Source organism: Helicobacter cetorum MIT 00-7128 (genome assembly GCF_000259255.1).
Taxonomy (GTDB): Bacteria; Campylobacterota; Campylobacteria; order Campylobacterales; family Helicobacteraceae; genus Helicobacter; species Helicobacter cetorum_B.
The window spans coordinates 1,193,857-1,213,318 of sequence record NC_017737.1 but is presented as its reverse complement, the minus strand read 5'-3'; the positions used below and the strand labels follow the sequence as shown (position 1 = coordinate 1,213,318).

Below are 19,462 nucleotides of genomic sequence, written 5' to 3'. Positions count from 1 at the left end.
TTTTTTTGCCCTCAAGGTTATCTCACCCTTAAATTATTTTTATAATAAATAAGCGTATTGTAACAAAAAATCCATTGTTTGTTACTCAATCTAGGGCGTATTATTGTCTTAAAGCTTTTATTTCTTTCTATATTTCTCAAAAGCCTTTTTAGATTGGCGATAAGCTTGCAAACGATGCATAAGATTGATAATTGGCATTATCAAACGCTTGGGTGCATAAGAAAAGACTTTTTTAATTTTTTTAGATAAAACAATTGTAGTTACTAAACTCATTTCATTAAATCTTACACATAAAGGCACATAAACCACATTTGGTAATTTATGTTTAAAAGTATTGGATAAAAATATATCTAATGGTTCGCAAAAAATAACGGCTTTTTCTATTAAAGTTTTTGCGCCCTTTGGAGTTAAATAATAACAAGCACTAGAATTAAAATATAAACTACTCATATAAAAATGTTCGCTCAAAAAAATTTCTTTTTCAAACATGCTTAAAGGGTAGTAGCAACGCCTTAAGATTTGATAGAGGTTGAAACAATCTTTTCTCAAAAAACGCTTGATAGAATCAACTATACTCAAGCTTTCTTTAGAGGTCATATAAAGGGGTTCATTTTCAATTCTTGGTAAGACTTTTTGAAAAGTCCCTCCCCTATAGCCCCAATACTCTGCATGCAAACGCACTAAATCAAAGGGGCTTTGAACGCACTCTCTTATTGCTTGCTTAAAAGATTCTTCAAAAATAATGTCATCTTCACAAATAATGATAGGAGTATTTTTATTCACGCATTCTTGCCACAATAAAAAATGGCTCATATAACAACCCAATTCATTGGGTTCTAGCTCAGCCCCCCTTTTGCAATAGACCCAATCGCTTTCTTTAAGATAGTTTTTATGATAATGCTTTGATTTTAAGCCTTCAAAACAAGGCGAGCTAGGACTAATGGCATCAAAAATACTAAATTGAAAATCTTTAGCTAAATTATGTGGGGGATTTTTGCATAATTCTTGCATTTTTTCATATCTAGGGCTACTTTTAAGCGAAATAATCCTAACTTCCATTAAAAACCCTAATTCTTATAGCTCCACAAACGCACAAAAAACAAAACGCAAATTAAAACGAACAATTCCTTAAAAAGCCATTCACTCTGAGAGTGCATAGAGACAAAATCAGCGCTTTTTATAGCTACTTCGCCCAACTCTTGAGCATGTAAAATATAGGGAGTGTAATAAAATACAAACAACAATGACAAGCCACCAATAATGAGTCCAAGCACTAAATGCACCCAAAATCTCTTCCCCCATATAAAAGACACGATTTCATACCCTAAAACCATAATGCCTACAAATTCTAAAATCCTATTGAAACGAGCAAAAACATGCGCCATAATCTTTCCTGCCTCAAAAGAACTGATTGAAAGTTCAGGTAAAATCGCTTGTGCCTTAAAAACTACCGGTGCTACTACTGCCCCTAAAATCAATAAAGCGCCACATAGCATGCCCAAAATCAATAAATACGCCCCTAAACAGATTTTTTTCAACATTTTACTCCTTAAAATTCTTGCAACAAATGATTGTATCCCTTAAACTGCCACACCATAACTAAGGGAACAAACAAATCTAAAATAGCTTGTGTGTCAGTAATTTTATCAGCTAAACCTACAAATACCTCAATGCGAACGCCCTTGTTTAACAGAAATTTAATTTTATCGTTATCAAACGCATAATGCAATAAAAATTCCAATTCTTTTAAACTGCTTTCTTGTTTTATATTAGGACAAGTCTTTTCTAGCTTTTCATTAAAGCCTGCAATTTGGTAGAAATTATCCATATAAGCCTTTTGATTTTTTTTGAAAGCGCTTAATTGCAAGCGCTTAAATGACTCACTTTTATGATTAAGCATGCAAGGCGAAAAAAGCAATAACGAATTAATGCGCCTTTTTTCTAACACTTCATTAAAAGCGTATTCAAACGCTAATTGAGCGCCCATAGAAAAGCCTGCCACATCATAAGCCCCCTTTAAAAGCCATTCTTCAAACAAAACGCTTTCATCTTTAAAACCAAAACCACTGAAATAACGCATTTTTATGACTCATGGAGTAAGGCATTGATAACTTCATATTCCAAATGCTCTTTTTCTAATAAAATTGCTGATAAATGCTTGCAAGTGGCTATAGCTGGTTTTAAAAACTCCAGTTGTTCTTCATAGAGTGTTTGAAACCAATTTTTGGGTAGTGTTAGAGCAAGCTCACTCATTAATCGCTCACTTAAATTCTGTGCTTTTTTTAAATCTTCTTTAGACAAAGAAAAGCGCTCTTTATAGAGCAATTCTAAAATAATTGTCCCACTCAAATAGACTTTAATATAGTTTTTAATCTCACTTTCACTATTAATCTTCATCTCATTAAACGCTATAAATTCCCCTATTAAAGGTGCTTTATCAAATTCAATATCTAGCCAATACGCACTTAATGCTTTAGCGCTTTGATATAATGCGACTAATTCTTTTTCTTTTTCATTTAGGCTTTGAGGTTTTTTCTTCCCATAAGCGATTTTATCTTTCACGCTCATAATATCTTCATAAGTAATTAAAGAACGCTTATTTCTTAAGGCACTCAAAGCGCTTTCATTGATTAGTGATGCCAACATTGCCCCACTAAATCCTATGCAAGTTTTAGCCACTTGAGCGTAATCAAGCGCATGCTTTTTGTCTTTTAAGAGCTTTTCTAAAATGCTTTGACGCTCCAAATTATCAGGCAGTCCAATAAAAATACGCCTATCAAAACGCCCACTTCTTAATAATGCCTCATCCATCACTTCCATATTATTAGTCGCACCCACTACAATCACTTCAGCATTTTTCAAAAATCCGTCCATTTCGGTTAATAGCTGATTAAGCGTTGCCTCTCTCTCATCGTTTCTATGCCCCCCTCTAGCCTTACCTAGTGCATCAATTTCATCAATAAAGATAATACAAGGCGCACAAGTTTTAGCATGCATAAAAAGTTCATGCACCTTTTTAGCTCCAGCCCCTACATAAATTTGAGAAAACGCACTCCCGCTTTCATAAAAAAACGGCACTTTAGCCTCACTTGCCAAAGCTTTAGCAATCATAGTTTTTCCAACACCTGGAGGACCTACTAACAACACGCCTTTAGGCAAGAAAATCCCTAAATCTTGATACTTCTTAGGCTCTTTGAGGTAATCTACTATTTCCAATAATTCTTCTTTAGCCTCATTAACCCCTGCAATATCTTCAAAACTAATACCCAAAGTATCATAACGCTTAAAAGCACTCTGTGTTTCATTTTTAGAAAAGCTTTCAAAATTTGATTTGAGACTTGGTTGCTGTCTTAATCTCCAAAAAATCCCAAATAACATGCTTGCAATAAAAAAGAGTAAGGCAAGCGTGATTTTAGCAACCTTACTCAAACTCTCTTGCTTTTCTATAGGCATGTTTTCTGGAATTTTATAAGCTCTTAAAAGCGCCTCCTTATTGGTCTTGTAAAAACCTTGATTACCCTTTGCATAAAAATAGCGCTCATCTTCTAATAAAGTTTGCTTAGGGTTAGACTGAATTACATAGAAAAAGTCCTTACTGCCTAAAAGCCTAGAAGAATCGCTAAAAACAAGCCATGCTAGTAAAACAAAGGTTAAGATTAAAAAGCATAGCGCTGAGATAAGTGAGCGGTTTTTTATGCGTTTAAAGGGAGCAATAAGATAATCTAAAATTTTAGAATTTAGCATAGTTCTCTCTCTCGCCTACAACATAATCTGTAATTTCTAAAAAACTCGCTTTTAAAGGCTTATCGCTCTTGATTTTAAGGGGGTTAAAAAATTGGTCTAAGGCTTTAAATTCGCCATCTTTTTGAGATTCCACTAAGGCTTTTAAGGGGGTTTTTTTAGAAAAATGAAGTTGTCTAAAAGCTTTATTCTTTTCAAGAATCAAATTTTTTATAGCATTCAAACGCTCTTTAGAAACTTCCAAATTCACGCTATCAGTCATAAAGCTTGAAGGCGTGTCTTTACGCTTGCTATAGATAAAGGGGTGGATATGTGTTAAGGGTAAATCTTGCATGTTTTTAAAAGCCTCTTTAAAAATACTTTGTGTCTCGCCCGGATGTCCTACAATAAAATCTGTGCCAATCGCAAAGCCTTTTAAAGCAATTTTTTCTAATAAGTCTCTATCGCTTTTAACACGATTTCTTCTATTCATTCTCTCTAGCATACTATCATGGCTATGTTGCAAAGCAATATGTAAATGCTTTTCTAAAAAATCTTCTTCTAATAACTCTAAAAATTCTTCACTAATTTGATTAGGCTCTAAACTCCCCACTCTAACCCTTTTTAAGCCTTGAATGAGACTTAGCTTTTTAATCAATCTTGCAACATTGCTTTCTTTGTCTTTGCCATAACTGCCTACATTTGTGCCTGTTAAGACCACTTCTTGCACGCCTTTAGAACATAGTATTTCAACTTGTTCTACTATCTTTCTTTCTTCAAAACTTCTTGCCCTCCCTCTTACACTAGGAATAATGCAATAGTTACAATCAAAATCACAGCCCTCTTGAATCTTAATAAACGCTCTAGTTTTTCCCACAAACTCACTTACCATAGTAGAATCTAAATGCTTGTTTTCTAAATCATCGTCTATAAAAAAGCGTTTGTTTTCTTTTAAAAAGACGCTGATTTTTTCTTTATTGTCATGCCCAAAAACCCCTTTTACATGCCCATCTTCAAAAAGCTCTTTGCCTTGAGTTTTGACCCCACAGCCTGTAAAAAGAACTTGCTTGTTTAAACGAGCCATTTTTTTAGTATAGCTTTTAACCGCACTATCTGCTCCATTAGTAACCGTGCAAGAATTGACAACAATAATATCTGCCTCATCTTCTTCTAAAGTGTGTGTAAAATCTTTTAGATTTTCTAACATTACTTGTGTGTCAAATAAATTAGTTCTACACCCAAAAGTTTTGAAATACACCTTTTTCATTTTCTTAACTTCTTTTGTCTCCAAAGCCATCTCCATTTGTATCTACTTTTATCAATTTAGTTGTGGTATAAGCTACATGAATATCTTCTTCTTTCAAAAATGCCTCAATAATTTCAGTAGTAATCCTACTTCTTAAAGACATGGTCGCATAAGAGTTTGTTTGATACCATATGGTAATCTTTACGCCATTATTTTCTGGCATTAAAAAACAGCGTGGTTTCACGCTTAGACTTCTCAAAGAATATTTATCACGCATTTTATTGAGTTGCTTATAAGTAATATCTGTATATTCCTTAGAAAGCTCTGTTGCAATCCCTAGCATAATTTTAGACGCTTTTTTGAAATTAGAATCAAATGTAACGCAAAAATCTATGCCATCCCACACCGTTTTCATGCCAAAATGGCTGTAATTAGCAAACATGGTGGTAAAAATATAGTTATTAGGGACAAAAATAATGCGCCCAGCTCTTCTATTTTCCATATAGCTAGTAAGTGTAACATCTTCTAAAATCGTAATATGTAGCATAGAAATATCTAAAACATCGCCAATAAAAGTTGTCCCATCTTTTGCAACACGTACCCTATCGCCTACATGCACACTCCCCCCAATTAGAATGATAAACCACCCTAAAACACTCATAAATAAATCTTTCATTGCAATGGCTAAACCCGCACTTGCAAACCCTAGCACGGTTACTAAGTAAGTAACATTTTCTAAATACGAAAAAAGAAAGATTAAGATAATAATGTTGGCATTAATAAAGTTAATGGCTTTATTGACCGTATAGACTCGCTCATTATTTTCAATATACTTGCTTGAAACCACCTTTAAAATCCAAGCAAACACCACACTTAAAAGGGCTGCTAAAAAAACATACGCAAACTTAAAAAGCTGGTCTTTAATTTGAGATTTAACAAGCACAATCGCTTCATCGCTATCTTTTTGAAAAATATCAATCGTGGTTTTTAAAATGTTTTTAGCCCCTTGTAATTCTAATCGTTTAGCTTGAGTTTGATAAATTTCATCACTAAGTTTCTTGCTTGGCTCTAATTCATGGATTTGGCTTAAAAGCGTGTATTTAGCATTTAAATTCTTTAAAACTTCTTCTAAAGAAAGTTGGTTATTTTTAAAATTTGCACGCCTAGCACGAAGAGCTTTAATAAAAGAAATGCCATCAATAATAGCAATAGGATTACTAATGTTTGGAACATTTGGGATTTGAGGGCGCTCAATCAAGTCCTTAAAGGGATTAACCCTATAACTTTCTAGCATCTTTTGCTGAGATTCTAAAGCTTTTAGTGTGTGTTCTAAGGTGTTAATTTTTAACATGTCTTTATTTTTTTTAGATTTTAAATGCTTTAACTCTTGTTGCACGCTCTCTTTTTCCGAATAGATTTGACTATAAATCTTATAATTTTCAAACTTTTTTAACCATACATTATCATTGGATTCTAATTTTTTATCAATCGCTTTCATCTTGCTTTCTAAAGTCTTTACAAGAAGATTAGGCTTATTATCTGCATATATAGTGCTTAACATCATTATTAAGCTTAAAATAATTCTTATTGCCATTGTTCTAAGACCTTTAAAACTTGCTCTTTAGAAACATTAGAGACAATCTCAAAATCTCCAATTCCCTTAGGCAAAATAAATTTAATCGCACTATCTACACTCTTTTTATCCATAAATAAACGCTCATAAAATCGCTCTATATGAGGGATTTGATAAGTCAAATCTAAATCAAATTTTTTTAATAACTTTTCAATGCGCTCATTTTCTTTTGAGCTAATTAAGCCTAGATTTAGAGCTAAAGCATTAGCCATGCGTATTCCAATGGCAACTGCTTCGCCATGCAAAAAACGCTCATAATTAGTTTCATTCTCTATGACATGCCCAAAGGTATGCCCATAATTAAGCCCTGCTCTTATATTTTGCTCTTTTTCATCTTGCTTAACTACTTGCGCTTTAATTTTAATACTCCTTAATAACACTTCATCAATACATTCTTTTATCAAACACTCTTCTAAAAATTCTACAAACCCTTTATCAAAACATAACGCCATTTTTAAAACTTCAGCCATGCCTGCTCTAAATTCTCTACTAGGTAGTGTCTTTAAAAAATAAGAATCAATATAGACTGCCTTTGGCTGATGAAAAGTGCCTAATAAATTCTTACCATAAGGCGTGTTAATACCTGTTTTACCCCCTACACTTGCATCCACTTGAGCAAGCAAGGTTGTAGGCACACTAATAAAATCAATCCCCCTAAAATACACACTGCTTGCAAAGCCTACCATATCACTAATTACACCCCCACCAAGACCTATCATTAATGAATGGCGGTTTAATTGCATTTCAAAAGCACTTTCTAAAATCCTCTCTAATGAGCGCATGTTTTTATGCCTTTCTCCAGATTCTAAAACACACACTCTTATTTCTTTAGCTTTCAAGCATTCTAATAGTTTAGATAAATGCAATCCTGCTACAATACTATCACTCACAATAAGCACTTTTTGCTTAATTTCAAGCTTGGGTAATGTCCCTAAAAAAACTTTATAGCCATTTTCTTTCAAATCAATAAGAATTTCTTTCATAGCATCTACTCTACAATAGGGATAAAAATCTGAGGATTATGGTCTTTTAAAAAGGCTAGACGCTCCACTTTAGTGGATAGAAACCATAAAAAGCGAGATTTAGTAATACTCTCTTCAAAAGGCAAAAAATGCACTACAGGGTGTTTTAAAGAATTAAGGTATAAAATAGGGTTTTTAGTATCTGTTTGCAAAATATCAATCTTGCTATTGTAGGTGTGTGAAAGATTTTCATAACTATCTATAATTTCAGTTCTATAGCGCTTATTAGGGTCAAAATCATACAACAAGAGTTTTAAATCTAGTTGCGAAGACACATCAAAAATCACTGATGAAATATCTTCATTAATATGCAAACTCTCATTTAAGACTACCACACTCCTAGAAATTTTAGAAAATCCTAATTGATTGGTTTTAAACACAGGTGTAGCTGTTTTATAGAGGGCTTTTCTATGCTTACTTGGCTTAAAAAGCTCCTTACCCACCACAACCAAACCAATCTTTTTCTTATTATCTTTAGCCAACTTCTGCGCAAAACTTTGCCCATAGAAATCCAAATTCACTTCCACGCCCTCCTTTTCTAAAGCATGGATTTTATGATAAATTTTAGGGCTAGTAGGATGTAAGATTTGAATGCAAAGTTTGTGGCTTTTTAAATGCTTGTGTAAAAAAAGCGCTTGATTGATATCTCGCATCATCTCTTTTGAAGATTGCACGCTCATATCAATATACAAATAAATACTTTTTCCAAAAGGTGCGGGGAATTGCCCCACATTACTTTTAACTTGAAAATACACGCTATTTAAAACTTCTGGATTACCTACCACAAGCAAAATATCTCGTGGTTGTATGACCATAGATACTGAAGAAAGCAAAAATTCATTATTACGATAAATCCCTACAATACGATATTCTTTTTGTCTTATTGAGCCAATATGCCTATAAGCAAAAATACTCCCAAAAGGCACGCCAATTTCCATAATTTCGCCCTTTTCTAAACCAAATTCTTTGGGCGTATTAGGAATATTTGGCAGACGAGACAAAAACTTGCTTGCTAAGACTTCAGTCTCATCAATGCTAATAATTTTATCATTATCCAATAATTCATCATTAAGACTTTCTTTCAAGCTCAATACCACACGCATGCGTTTAAAATGTGTTTTGGCAATTTCGCAAATAATGCGTTGCTCCTCTAAATTAGGCGTAATAATGAATAAATCACTCACTTCGCTATCAATCACTTGCAAAAGCCTAAAAGATGAGGTTGCATCAAAACAATGAAAGGAAAAAGTGCTAGGGTAATATTTAGGAATCAAACTTTCATCTTTAACAATTACCACATACAAATTATTGCTAAAATAGCGTGCTAACACTAAGTCTAAAAAATTTTTCGCTACAATTCCATCTAAAATAAAAGCGATTTTTTTCAAACCTATTGCTCCCACAATTAAACTATTAAATCGCCATTATACCAAGATTTAAGGCTTTAAAACATGGATTTTCAACTCCAAAAAACAGACTATAGCGCAAGAGCTGGGGTATTAAACTTAAAACATTCTAGTGTAGAGACACCTATTTTTATGCCTGTAGGCACACAAGGATGTATTAAATCTTTAGATGCCATAGATATGCAAGAACACTTGCAAGCCAAGCTCATTTTAGCTAATACCTACCATATGTATTTAAGACCCCAAGCAGATATAGTTAAAAAACTTGGTGGCTTACATAATTTCACCCAATTTCAAGGTAGCTTTTTAACTGATAGTGGGGGGTTTCAAGCCTTTAGCTTAAATTCCAATGTTAAATTAGAAGAAGATGGCATTATCTTTAAATCCCATATAGATGGGAGCAAACACCTATTTACGCCCACGAAAGTCCTAGATATTCAATATGCTTTAAATAGTGATATTATGATGGTTTTAGATGATTTAGTAGGCTTGCCAGCCCCAATAAAACGCATTGAAGAATCCATAAAGCGCAGTGCTAGATGGGCAAATACTAGCCTAGAATACCACAAAAGGAATAATCGCCCCAATAATAATCTCTTTGCCATTATTCAAGGGGGGACAAACTTAAGTATGCGCTCTATGAGTGTAGAGCTTACTCTTAGAGATTTTGATGGCTACGCTATAGGCGGATTAGCTGTGGGCGAAAATACCAATGAGATGTATGAGACTATCGCTCATACTGCCCCCCTACTTCCTAAAGATAAGCCACGCTATTTAATGGGTGTTGGCACACCCGAAAATATTTTAGAGGCTATTAGTTTGGGGGTGGATATGTTTGATTGTGTGATGCCTACTAGAAATGCAAGAAACGCTACCTTATTCACGCATTTTGGTAAGATTTCTATTAAGAACGCACAATATAAAACAGATAATACCCCTATTGAAGAAAATTGCACATGCTATACTTGCAAGCATTATTCTAAGGCTTATTTACACCATTTATTTAGAGCTAAAGAGCTTACTTATGCTCGTTTAGCAAGCTTGCATAATTTGCATTTTTATTTAGAGCTGACTAGAAACGCACGAAAAGCGATTCTAGAAGAACGCTTTTTGGATTTTAAAACAGAGTTTTTGAAAAATTATCATCAGCTTAATTAATTTTTAAAAAGGTTATATAAAATATTACGAGGGGATTAAGAAACTTTAAAAATACAACACAAAAAAATAAAACCCTAAAGAGCAAAGGCTAAAAGCCCCTACTCCTTTAGTCTTTAAATAACTTATCTAGGTTTAGCGGTGCAAGTATCTCCAAGCTCTTTTAGCGTAACCTTGCCAATATAATCTAGCTCATTATCGTTGATATTTTTAATACTAGCCTTAATGTAACGCTCAATCTCATCAACTCTACAGCCATCAATTCTAATCTTAACCACAGCAACTTCTGCTTTCATATTGATGTAAGTATCCACCACTTTAACTTTAGTAATCAAATAGTTATAGTAAGCATCACCAATAGCTAAAACCGTTGCCTCACTTTCATGAAACTGCTCCATAAAAAGTTTTTTATAATTGATAAAAACTTCATGGAATACCATAATCATGCTTAACTTGGCATTCAAAGTAGCTTGGTCAATCCCTAAATACTTATTTTTAATAGGGATATACGCTACACCCATTTCCTCATACGGACTCTTTGGGTCCATAAACACCCATTTGGGCGCACCGGCAAGCTCTTTTTTCATATTTTTCAAGTCAGAAACTAAAATTTCATTTTCTCTCAAAATACCCTTAGCACTTAAAGAAGTGCTTAAGAACGCTCCCAAAAGAACACCTAAAACAATTTTTGCAAACAACACTCAACTCCTTATTTAAAATATAATGACTATTCAGCCATTCAGCCATTCAGCCATTCAGCCATTCAGCCATTCAGCCATTCAGCCATTCAGCCATTCAGCCATTCAGCCAAAATGGTAGCTAAACAATACTTAAAAACATTTTAAATAATACATTATAGCCAAGTAATTGTAGCACCTTTAGATTTTCTTGACTTAGGGGTTGGCTCTTTAATTCTCTTGCCTAGTGCAATCAAACATGCAATTTTAGGTTTATTGATATGATGATTCAAAACTTCGCTCACACCCTTAGGATCAAAGCCTCCTAAAATACAGCTATCTAACCCCATTAAGCTCACACCCATACAAATTTGCCCTACAGCAATATAGCATTGCTCTGGCATATAATTTTCTAACTTTTGCATGCTGTTTTGAAATCTTGTTTCTAACATCATAGAAAATGATGGAATAACCCTAGATTTGTAAGGCTCATCATAGAGATGTTGCATATAATGCCCATGGGGTAATAGCTCGCTAGGCTCTAAATGCGATACTACCATTAAAGCTGAGGCACTTTCAATCATATCCTTATTAAAATAGCCATGCGTTGCGATTTGACTTTTTAAACTCTTATCAGTAACGATAATAAAATGCCATGGTTGAGTGTTATAAGAACTAGGCGATAATCTTGCAAGCTCAGCAATTTCTTCTAACTCTTCGCTTGATAGCTTGTAATTAGAATCAAACATTTTGCAAGAATGACGCTCCATAAGCAGTTGCTTTCGTTTGTCTTTATTTAAAAATTCCATTAAATTTCCTTTATTTTAGAATACTTTTTAGCATACAATAAAATCCCTAAAGAAACAATTACCATAAACAAACTTAGTATTTGCCCCATGCTCAAATTAAAAATATAAACCCCCATTTGACTATCAGGCTCTCTGTAAAATTCTGCTAAAAAACGCATGAGTGAATACCCCAAACCATAGATAACAATTAAAAGTCCATGCGTTTTAGTGTATTTCTTAGCTAGCATGACCATAAAAAATACCACAATTCCTTCTAAAAACGCTTCAATGAGCTGGCTAGGATAACGCAATTCATTATTTATTACAATGCCTATCATTTGTCCTAAATGGCTGTTCTCTGGCACAATTCTTCCAAAAAGCTCTTGGTTGAGAAAGTTTCCTATCCTTCCAAAAACATATCCTAAAGGTAAGCTAATGGCGATTAAATCCAAATAGATTAAGAGCTTTTTTAAATCTTTACGACTATAAAGATACGAAGCGACTAAAAACCCTACTAAACCCCCATGATAGCTCATTCCACGAATACCTACAAAATTCCCTTCACTATCAAAGGGGTTAAAGATTTGCCAAAAATGCATTAAATAGTAGCTAGAATTTGGGTCATAAATAAGAATGTATCCTATTCTTGCCCCCAAAACTATTCCAAGCTCTGCCCATAAAAAATAACTCTCAAAATCCTTTCTTTCAATGGGAAATCTTTTGGGGTCATTTTTAATCATTCTTAATGCCATATAAAAGGCTATGATAATCGCACAAGCATACGCTAAACCATACCAATGCACTTCAATGCCGCCAATACTAAAGGCTATCGGGTCAAAACGCTCATAAATCGTATTCCAAACATTCATATTTAACTCTCAAATTCAAATTCTTTAGGGGCTTTGGCTTCAAACTCATACCCTAATAATGCAATTTTATGAGCATGGAGCATTAAGCGTTTGGCTGGAACTTGTTTATTACCATAGAGCATATCACCTATAATGGGGTAATTGATATGCTTTAAATGCACTCTAATTTGGTGCGTTCTTCCGGTTTTAATCTCTACTTTTAGAAGAGTTTTTTTACCCATAATTTTTAAGGGCGTAACCTTAGTAAGGGCATCTTGTCCTTTGGGCGAGATTTTACTAAAAGCTTTGGTAGTTTTAGTCGTAAGTATGGGGGCATTAATTTCTTGTTCTTCTTCTAAAATACCTTGAATGAGTGCTAGATATTCCTTTTTCACCACCCTATCTTTAAAAGCCTTTTTAGCTTTTAAGTGAAATTCTGAATTTTCTTTGACTAATAAAATCACTCCACTAGTCTCTTTATCCAAGCGGTGTAACAACACCCAATCGCTGAAAAAATGCACTAAGTCATAGCTCTCTGTAAAAGGGGGTTTAAAAAGAGCTAGGACATTTTCATCTTCAAAAATCACGCTAGGTTTTTCAATCTTTTGGATACTAAAGCGTGTATTTTTAGGCAATTCTTTTCTAGCAATGCTAAGTTTCTTCCCCCCTATGCTTACTAACCCTAAATCTATCAAAGCTTTTGCTTTTTTATTAGAAATATTTTCTTGTATGCTTAATAATTTATAGGCTTTTTCCATATTTATCCTTTAATGAGTGTGAGTAATCCGCTTAAATGGTGTTGATTCTCTAAAAAACGCACCACGCCTAAATTTTCATAATCTAAAAGGGCGTTTAATAAATTCTCTTTTTTAACTATTCTATAGGGCTTGACTAACTCAAATAACGCTAATTGATTAAAAATGTATTCCCCTGTGATTAAGCGGGTGTTAAAAAACGCCGGCTCTAAGGGGTTATGCCCCCCTTTTTTTATAAATGAACCCCCTAGGATTACAATATCTGCAATTTGGTAAAAATTATTCAATTCCCCTAAGCTATCTACTAATAAAACATCGCATTCCACAAAACCCTTTGAAGAAAAAAATTCTAGGCTAAGGGGCGTAGTTTTTAATATATTTTGCAATAGATTTTGCACGCTTTTAAAACGCTCTGGGTGGCGTGGCACTACAATTAGTCTTGCATGCGTATGAATCTTTTTAAATTCCAAAAACGCCTTTAAACCTAGCTCTTCTTCACTCTCATGTGTGCTGGCTAGAACTACATTTAAAGTATTAGGGTTTTTAGGGTAATAGCAAGTTATGCTAGGTTTTGAAAAACGCTTGATATTAAAAAAATTGATGACCTTTTTAGCCCCCAAACTCAATAAACGCATTTTGTCATCTTCACTTTGTGCTAGGATTAAATCAATGCGTTTGAATAAAATTTTATAAAAGAATTTAAAACGCAAATATTTAGGATAAGAGCGTGTGCTAATCCTAGCGTTAATAAGCATGGTTTTTGCCCCTAATTTTTGAGCCATATCAAACACATTAAACCACAACTCCGCTTCTGTAACCACTAAGGTTTTTAGATTTTTTAAGTTTTTTTTCCAAGTAAATAATAAGGTTTCAAAAGGCAAGTAACGCACTTCTATATGCTTAAAACTTTGATAAGTCCTAGATGCTAATTCAAAACCGGTGTTAGTGGTAACACTAATTAAAATAGGTTCTTTTAAAACTTGAATGATAGGTTCTAAGGATTTGACTTCCCCATAAGAGCATGCGTGAAACCAAAAAATCGGTTCACTTTTTAGGGTGTTATTCTTTAGAAAAAAGCGAGCCTTTAAAGAATGGCGGTATTTTTCCTTAAAACTCAAAAGTAAAATTAGGGGCGAACAAAGAAAATGTCCCAACCCTAAAATAAGAAAATAAAAAAGTTTAAACAACGCTCAAGTAATTACGCTTTTGTGCTAGGAGCTTGTGTTTCCAAACTCTCTGCATATAAAATACGCCCACAATGCGGACAAACAACAATATCTCCACTTGTTAGCACTTCCGAATAAGTCTTGTCATTGAGTCTAATAAAGCAACCCCCACAAGCCTGTTTTTTTATGGTTACAATGCTAGTGTTTTTCGCCCAACGCCTAATCCTCTCATAAAAACGATGGATTTTTGGCTCCATTTTTTCTACAAGGTCTTGCTTTTTTTTGAAGATTTTCTGTTGGGAGTCTTTGATATGCTGGACTTCATTTTCTACAGAACCTTCTAATTCACTTGCAAGCTTTTCAAGCTCTAAAATTTCTTGTTTAAGAATCTCTTGGCGCTCACTCTTATGCTTGATTTCATTTTGTAAGTTCTCAATCTCTCTATTAGCTTGACTAGAACGCTCTTTGGCAATATCTTCTTCAATATTTAATGAGCGCAACTCCCTTTCAGATTTTATCTCACTCATTTTCTTTTGAATACTAGCAATTTTAGCATTCGTATCATGTAAAGTTTGCTCGTTTTTAGAAACTTGTAATTTAAGAGCGCCTTTTTCTTCTTCTAAATTCAAAGATTCTGTCTGCTTAAGCTCCTTATCGCTTAATGCCTTATCCAAGTCTTTGCGCTTTTCTCTAATAAGTGGCTCTAAAGAGTCAATCTCTTTATCCAAATTAGAAATATCAATCAGTTGTCTGAGATGAATGTTCATAAAATAGCTTTCCTTTAAATAAATTGCAAGGGGTTTTCAAAATGCTCTATTGTAACCAAATAATCATAAGAATGCAAAATTTCAGCCATAATTTGTGCGAATGCTCTTTCACTATAATAGTGCGTCGCATCAATAAGGCTTATACCTAAAGATTTGGCTATCATAGAGTCATGGTATTTAATATCGCCTGTGATTAAGCAAGTTTGTGGTTTTAAAGAATGAAGTGCGAACGCTCCAGCTCCACATGCAAACGCCACTTCTTTAATCATTTGAGAGCCTTTAGCACAAGCTAATTTTTCAACCCCTAAGCGAAATTTAACATGTTCTAAAAGTTTATCAAAATCCCAATTTAAATTTTCTTTAACCAAGATGAGATTTTTTTCTATTAAATTATCAAATCCTAAAAGTGTCTTAGCAAAATGCTTGTTTAGATGCGTTTTGTCAAAATTCGTATGCATGCTAATGAGCGAAATATTTTTTTCAATTAAAAGTTTTAAAATATTACTAGGATAAGTAGTATAATCAAGTGCTTTTAAGGGCTTAAAAATTAAAGGGTGGTGCGTGATGATTAGAGCATTTTGTTTAGCGTTAGTAGCAATAGTAAGCGTTACTTCTAAACATGTAATCATCTCACTAAACTTATTATTTTTACTTCCTAAAATTAGTCCGCTATTATCCCAAGATTCTTGAAATTCAAAAGGCGAAATCGTATTTAAAACTTCAAGCACTTCCCCTACTAATGCCATTTTTAAGCCTTTGAAACTAAAGCGTTTTTTAATCGCTCTTCTCTTTCTTCTTCTTGTTCTTTATACAACACAGCACAGCCTTTGGCTAGGTCTCTGATTTGTAAAATATAGTTTTGTCTCTCAGCCACAGAAATCGCCTTTCTAGCGTCTAAGATATTAAAAAAATGCGAGCATAACATCACAAAATCATAAGCCGGTAAAGGGAGTTTGTTTTCCAAGCAATGCAAAGCTTCTATCTTAGCGTTTTTAAACATTTCTAGTAGTCTCTCAATGCTTGCTACTTCAAAATGATACTTGCTAAACTCATATTCGCTTTCTAAATGCACTTGAGCGTAACGCACGCTTTCTTTGTGATTTTTTGCCCATTCAATCTCTAGTATGCTCTCTACTTTTTGAACATACATCGCTAATCTTTCTAAGCCATAAGTGATTTCTACAGGAATGGGGTTACAAGCAATTCCGCCTACTTGCTGAAAATATGTAAATTGTGTAACTTCCATGCCATCAAGCCACACTTCCCAGCCTAGCCCCCACGCCCCTAGAGTGGGGCTTTCCCAGTTATCTTCTACAAATCGTATATCATGCTCATTAAGATTTATCCCTAAAACTTCCAAACTTTTTAAATACAATTCTTGAATATTAGAGGGGCTTGGCTTAATCACCACTTGAAATTGATAATAGCTCCCTAAGCGGTTAGGATTCTCCCCATAACGCCCATCGGTAGGTCTTCTAGAAGGGGCTACATAAGCCACATTCCAAGGCTTTTTATCCAAACTCCTTAAAAGCGTTGCAGGGTGGAATGTCCCAGCCCCTGCAGGAATATCATAAGGCTGAATGACTAAACAACCTTGATTTTTCCAATATTCCTGTAATTTTAATAATAAACTTGAAAAATCTTGCATGCTCTATCCTTTTAAGTGCGTCTAATCAAATCATTCATGCTCTCTAGCACATTTTTACCCTTTAAAAGCAAGGCTAACTCACTCGCAATAGGTGTATAAATATTGTATTTTTTAGCAATTTCTACAATAGCATTAGTCGTTTTCACCCCCTCAGCCACTTCGCCTAATTCTTGTAAAATTGTCTCTAAAGGTTTATTTTGAGCGAGTCCCAAACCCACACGATAATTCCTTGACAAAATAGAATTAGCGGTTAAAAACAAATCTCCAGCCCCAGAGAGACCTAAAAAAGTCTCCGTTTTGCCCCCAAAATACGCCCCAAAGCGTTGCATTTCCACTAAGCCACGAGATAATAAACTAGCTTTTGCGCTATTACCGAGTTTCAAGCCATCACACACGCCCCCAGCAATGGCTATTACATTTTTATACGCTCCAGCAATCTCTCCGCCAATAATATCTGCTTGAGCATAAGAGCGAATAAAAGTAGGCATTCCATTGGAAAATTCTAACGCTAAAGCTTGATTGTTGGAATGGATAACCAAAGCACATGGCAAACCTTGAAGAATCTCTTTAGCAAAGCTTGGGCCAGCTAAAAAACACAAATGATTAGGCTCAATAAAATCCTTTGCAATTTCGCTCACAAACGCTCTATTCAAAACTTCTATACCCTTAGATGCAATTAAAACTTTGGAATTTTTTGGCAAACAAGCGCCCTTAAACCACTCCCTTAAATGTTGCACACTAATTGCTACAACATATAATTCTGATTGCAAACCCTCTTCTAAACTCACTTGTTCTATAGGTATAGAACCCTTAGAGATTAAGGCATAATTAAGCTCTTTTAAAGACTCACTTAAATCCCGCCTTGAGATAATTCTAACTTGATTTTTTTCTCCAAAAGCAAAAGCTAGAGACCTCCCCCACGCTCCGCCACCAAATACTGAAATTTTCATCAATTCCTAACCATTTCTTTTAATCTATAAGTCCAAACAATTTTCATTGCTTAATTAAAAAATTAATTCTTTCAAAGCGCCATTTTACAACAAAAATAATAAATTACCCCTTATGTAATAGCACTCACAAATAAGACAGCGTAGCATAATGAAACAAGCGTTTAATCATAATGATTATTTATTAAGATTGTCTATCATTTTTAGCATTACTTAAAAACGCATTTTGAAAAATAAATTGATAGAAATTAAGAATTATAGAAAAATCTTTTAATAAAACTCATTAGCTATTAAATCTATGTTATATGATTATAAGCGCATTGATTTTGAACTATCTCTCTCATTGGGGATTTTAACCATAATATAGGAATACAAGCCTAACTCAAGCCAACATAACACAACCATTAAATCCATTTTGCTACCATACCCACTGAAACAAAAAGATTAAATACCCTATTTTAGCTATAAAGGTGGTAATTTTGTTTAGAATAGTTTCCTTATCATCTCTAGCATCTTTAGCCTTTTTGATAGGGTTTTCTATGGTTTTAAACGATGTGTTAATCCCACATTTAAAGTCCCTTTTCAATCTTTCTTATTTTAAAGCCTCTTTAATCCAATTTGTCTTTTTTGGAGCGTATTTCATAGGGGGATTTTCAGGAAAAATTGTCAGTCAAATAGGTTATGCTCTAGGGATTGTTTTAGGAGCCTTATTGAGTGCTTTGGGGTGTTTTTTAATGTTTTTTGTTGCAAGTATTTTTTCATACCCTCTTATGTTAGTAGCTCTATTTATCCTTTCTTCTGGCATGGTATTTTTATCAAGTGCGAGCAATCCTTTTATTTTGCTTATCTCGCCTAATAATGAAGAGCGCACCATGCTCTTTGTGCAAATCTTTTTTCTCTTAGGCACAACCTTAGCTCCCCTTGTAGGCACACATTTTATTTTTAACCCCTCTATTCATTTGGATAAAATTGCCGAAATAAGAAAAATAGAACTCCCCTATTTATATCTAGCAAGCGCTTTTTTAATCTTAGCGATTATTTTTTATATTCTGCACAAAACCTATTTTTATTTAATCTCTCAAAATATTCCTAAAAATATGCCCCTCTCTGCTAAAAACCTTTTGTCTTACAAGCATTTTATCCTTGGGTGTTTGGGGATTTTCTTTTTTATGGGGGCAGAAACAAGTGTGGGGTCATTTTTGGTCTTAACATTAAATGATGTGTTTCATCTCAACAAACAAGAGGCGTCAATCTATTTGACTTATTTTTGGGGGAGCGCATTTTTTGGGTGTATCTTTGGTGCAACCATGATGCAAAAAATTGCCCCCAACATATGCCTAGCTACCAATACTTGTTTGGCTATTCTTATACTATATTTGATTTTAATCTTTCAAGATAAAAGCCCTATAGAATTATTTGTATTAATAGGAATGTTTAACTCTATCATATTCCCTATTATTAGCGCTCTAACTCTAAAAAATCTTTCACATCTTATGGCACTTGGAGCGGGCTTTATGAATATAGCTATTATTGGAGGAGCTATCATCACCCCTTTACAAGGCTATATTATTGATAGATTGATTGAAAGCCATTATTCACTGCTATGGGCATATATCGTGCCTATTTTGTGTTATTTTTATGTGCTATTTTTTGCCCTTAAGGGTTATAAAAAGGATTAAATCAC

General features: G+C 34.0%; 19 protein-coding genes. 2 read left to right on the top strand and 17 right to left on the bottom strand.

Annotated elements, in window-relative coordinates; all coding sequences use genetic code 11:
- Positions 1-117: 117 nt before the first annotated feature.
- From HCW_RS05635 to HCW_RS05600, 8 genes are read right to left on the bottom strand one after another with little or no spacing between them, the layout of a single operon-like run.
- The gene (locus HCW_RS05635) at positions 118-1,059 is read right to left on the bottom strand and encodes a glycosyltransferase family 25 protein (RefSeq protein ID WP_014661261.1); all 942 of its coding nucleotides are present in this window, start codon (positions 1,057-1,059) and stop codon (positions 118-120) included.
- A gap of 8 nt (positions 1,060-1,067) precedes the next feature.
- Positions 1,068-1,538, bottom strand: a complete 471-nt coding sequence (locus HCW_RS05630) for a DUF4149 domain-containing protein (RefSeq protein ID WP_043902804.1) — start codon at positions 1,536-1,538, stop codon at positions 1,068-1,070.
- A gap of 11 nt (positions 1,539-1,549) precedes the next feature.
- Complete coding sequence (gene bioV, locus HCW_RS05625; protein ID WP_014661259.1) at positions 1,550-2,080, bottom strand: pimelyl-ACP methyl ester esterase BioV; 531 nt, start codon at positions 2,078-2,080, stop codon at positions 1,550-1,552.
- A 2-nt stretch (positions 2,081-2,082) separates the two neighbouring features.
- Complete coding sequence (locus HCW_RS05620; RefSeq protein WP_014661258.1) at positions 2,083-3,744, bottom strand: AAA family ATPase; 1,662 nt, start codon at positions 3,742-3,744, stop codon at positions 2,083-2,085.
- Entirely contained in the window at positions 3,731-4,987 is a 1,257-nt protein-coding gene (gene mtaB, locus HCW_RS05615; protein ID WP_014661257.1) for a tRNA (N(6)-L-threonylcarbamoyladenosine(37)-C(2))-methylthiotransferase MtaB, read from the bottom strand. The genes HCW_RS05620 and mtaB overlap by 14 nt, the downstream gene beginning before the upstream one ends.
- Positions 4,988-4,991: 4 nt before the next feature.
- Positions 4,992-6,560 carry a mechanosensitive ion channel family protein gene (locus HCW_RS05610; RefSeq protein ID WP_014661256.1) on the bottom strand — a complete coding sequence of 523 codons (1,569 nt, stop codon included), beginning with the start codon at positions 6,558-6,560 and terminating at the stop codon, positions 4,992-4,994.
- Positions 6,551-7,582, bottom strand: coding sequence for a 3-dehydroquinate synthase (gene aroB, locus HCW_RS05605; RefSeq protein WP_014661255.1), 1,032 nt, complete (start codon positions 7,580-7,582; stop codon positions 6,551-6,553). The genes HCW_RS05610 and aroB overlap by 10 nt, the downstream gene beginning before the upstream one ends.
- Positions 7,583-7,587: 5 nt before the next feature.
- Complete coding sequence (locus HCW_RS05600; RefSeq protein WP_014661254.1) at positions 7,588-9,009, bottom strand: COG3400 family protein; 1,422 nt, start codon at positions 9,007-9,009, stop codon at positions 7,588-7,590.
- 63 nt (positions 9,010-9,072) lie between these two features.
- Between HCW_RS05600 and tgt the strand changes: the two genes are divergently transcribed.
- On the top strand, positions 9,073-10,185 hold the full coding sequence (gene tgt, locus HCW_RS05595; protein ID WP_014661253.1) for a tRNA guanosine(34) transglycosylase Tgt: 1,113 nt from the start codon (positions 9,073-9,075) through the stop codon (positions 10,183-10,185).
- Positions 10,186-10,307: 122 nt separating this feature from the next.
- Here tgt and HCW_RS05590 read toward each other — a convergent pair whose 3' ends face one another.
- The 9 genes from HCW_RS05590 to HCW_RS05550 all read right to left on the bottom strand — a co-directional run bounded on the left by HCW_RS05590 (position 10,308) and on the right by HCW_RS05550 (position 17,781).
- Positions 10,308-10,880: a hypothetical protein gene (locus HCW_RS05590; protein ID WP_014661252.1), complete on the bottom strand. Its 573-nt coding sequence runs from the start codon at positions 10,878-10,880 to the stop codon at positions 10,308-10,310.
- A gap of 155 nt (positions 10,881-11,035) precedes the next feature.
- On the bottom strand, positions 11,036-11,668 hold the full coding sequence (locus HCW_RS05585; RefSeq protein WP_014661251.1) for an NAD(P)H-dependent oxidoreductase: 633 nt from the start codon (positions 11,666-11,668) through the stop codon (positions 11,036-11,038).
- Positions 11,668-12,516 carry a prolipoprotein diacylglyceryl transferase gene (lgt, locus tag HCW_RS05580; protein ID WP_014661250.1) on the bottom strand — a complete coding sequence of 283 codons (849 nt, stop codon included), beginning with the start codon at positions 12,514-12,516 and terminating at the stop codon, positions 11,668-11,670. Before lgt ends, HCW_RS05585 begins: the two co-directional genes overlap by 1 nt.
- A 2-nt stretch (positions 12,517-12,518) precedes the next feature.
- A complete protein-coding gene (locus tag HCW_RS05575; protein WP_014661249.1) occupies positions 12,519-13,253 on the bottom strand; it encodes an RluA family pseudouridine synthase in 735 nt (244 codons plus the stop codon).
- Positions 13,254-13,255: 2 nt separating this feature from the next.
- Positions 13,256-14,437 (bottom strand): lipid IV(A) 3-deoxy-D-manno-octulosonic acid transferase, encoded by a 1,182-nt coding sequence (gene waaA, locus HCW_RS05570; protein ID WP_014661248.1) that lies wholly within the window; start codon positions 14,435-14,437, stop codon positions 13,256-13,258.
- An 11-nt stretch (positions 14,438-14,448) separates the two neighbouring features.
- Positions 14,449-15,183, bottom strand: a complete 735-nt coding sequence (locus HCW_RS05565) for a zinc ribbon domain-containing protein (RefSeq protein ID WP_014661247.1) — start codon at positions 15,181-15,183, stop codon at positions 14,449-14,451.
- A gap of 14 nt (positions 15,184-15,197) precedes the next feature.
- On the bottom strand, positions 15,198-15,929 hold the full coding sequence (locus tag HCW_RS05560; protein ID WP_014661246.1) for a Nif3-like dinuclear metal center hexameric protein: 732 nt from the start codon (positions 15,927-15,929) through the stop codon (positions 15,198-15,200).
- A gap of 2 nt (positions 15,930-15,931) precedes the next feature.
- The gene (gene glyQ, locus HCW_RS05555; protein WP_014661245.1) at positions 15,932-16,831 is read right to left on the bottom strand and encodes a glycine--tRNA ligase subunit alpha; all 900 of its coding nucleotides are present in this window, start codon (positions 16,829-16,831) and stop codon (positions 15,932-15,934) included.
- An 11-nt stretch (positions 16,832-16,842) separates the two neighbouring features.
- A complete protein-coding gene (locus HCW_RS05550; protein ID WP_014661244.1) occupies positions 16,843-17,781 on the bottom strand; it encodes an NAD(P)H-dependent glycerol-3-phosphate dehydrogenase in 939 nt (312 codons plus the stop codon).
- Between the two features lie 476 nt (positions 17,782-18,257).
- On the opposite strand from HCW_RS05550, the gene HCW_RS05545 reads away from it, so the two are divergent.
- On the top strand, positions 18,258-19,457 hold the full coding sequence (locus HCW_RS05545) for an MFS transporter (RefSeq protein WP_155802251.1): 1,200 nt from the start codon (positions 18,258-18,260) through the stop codon (positions 19,455-19,457).
- Positions 19,458-19,462: the final 5 nt, after the last annotated feature.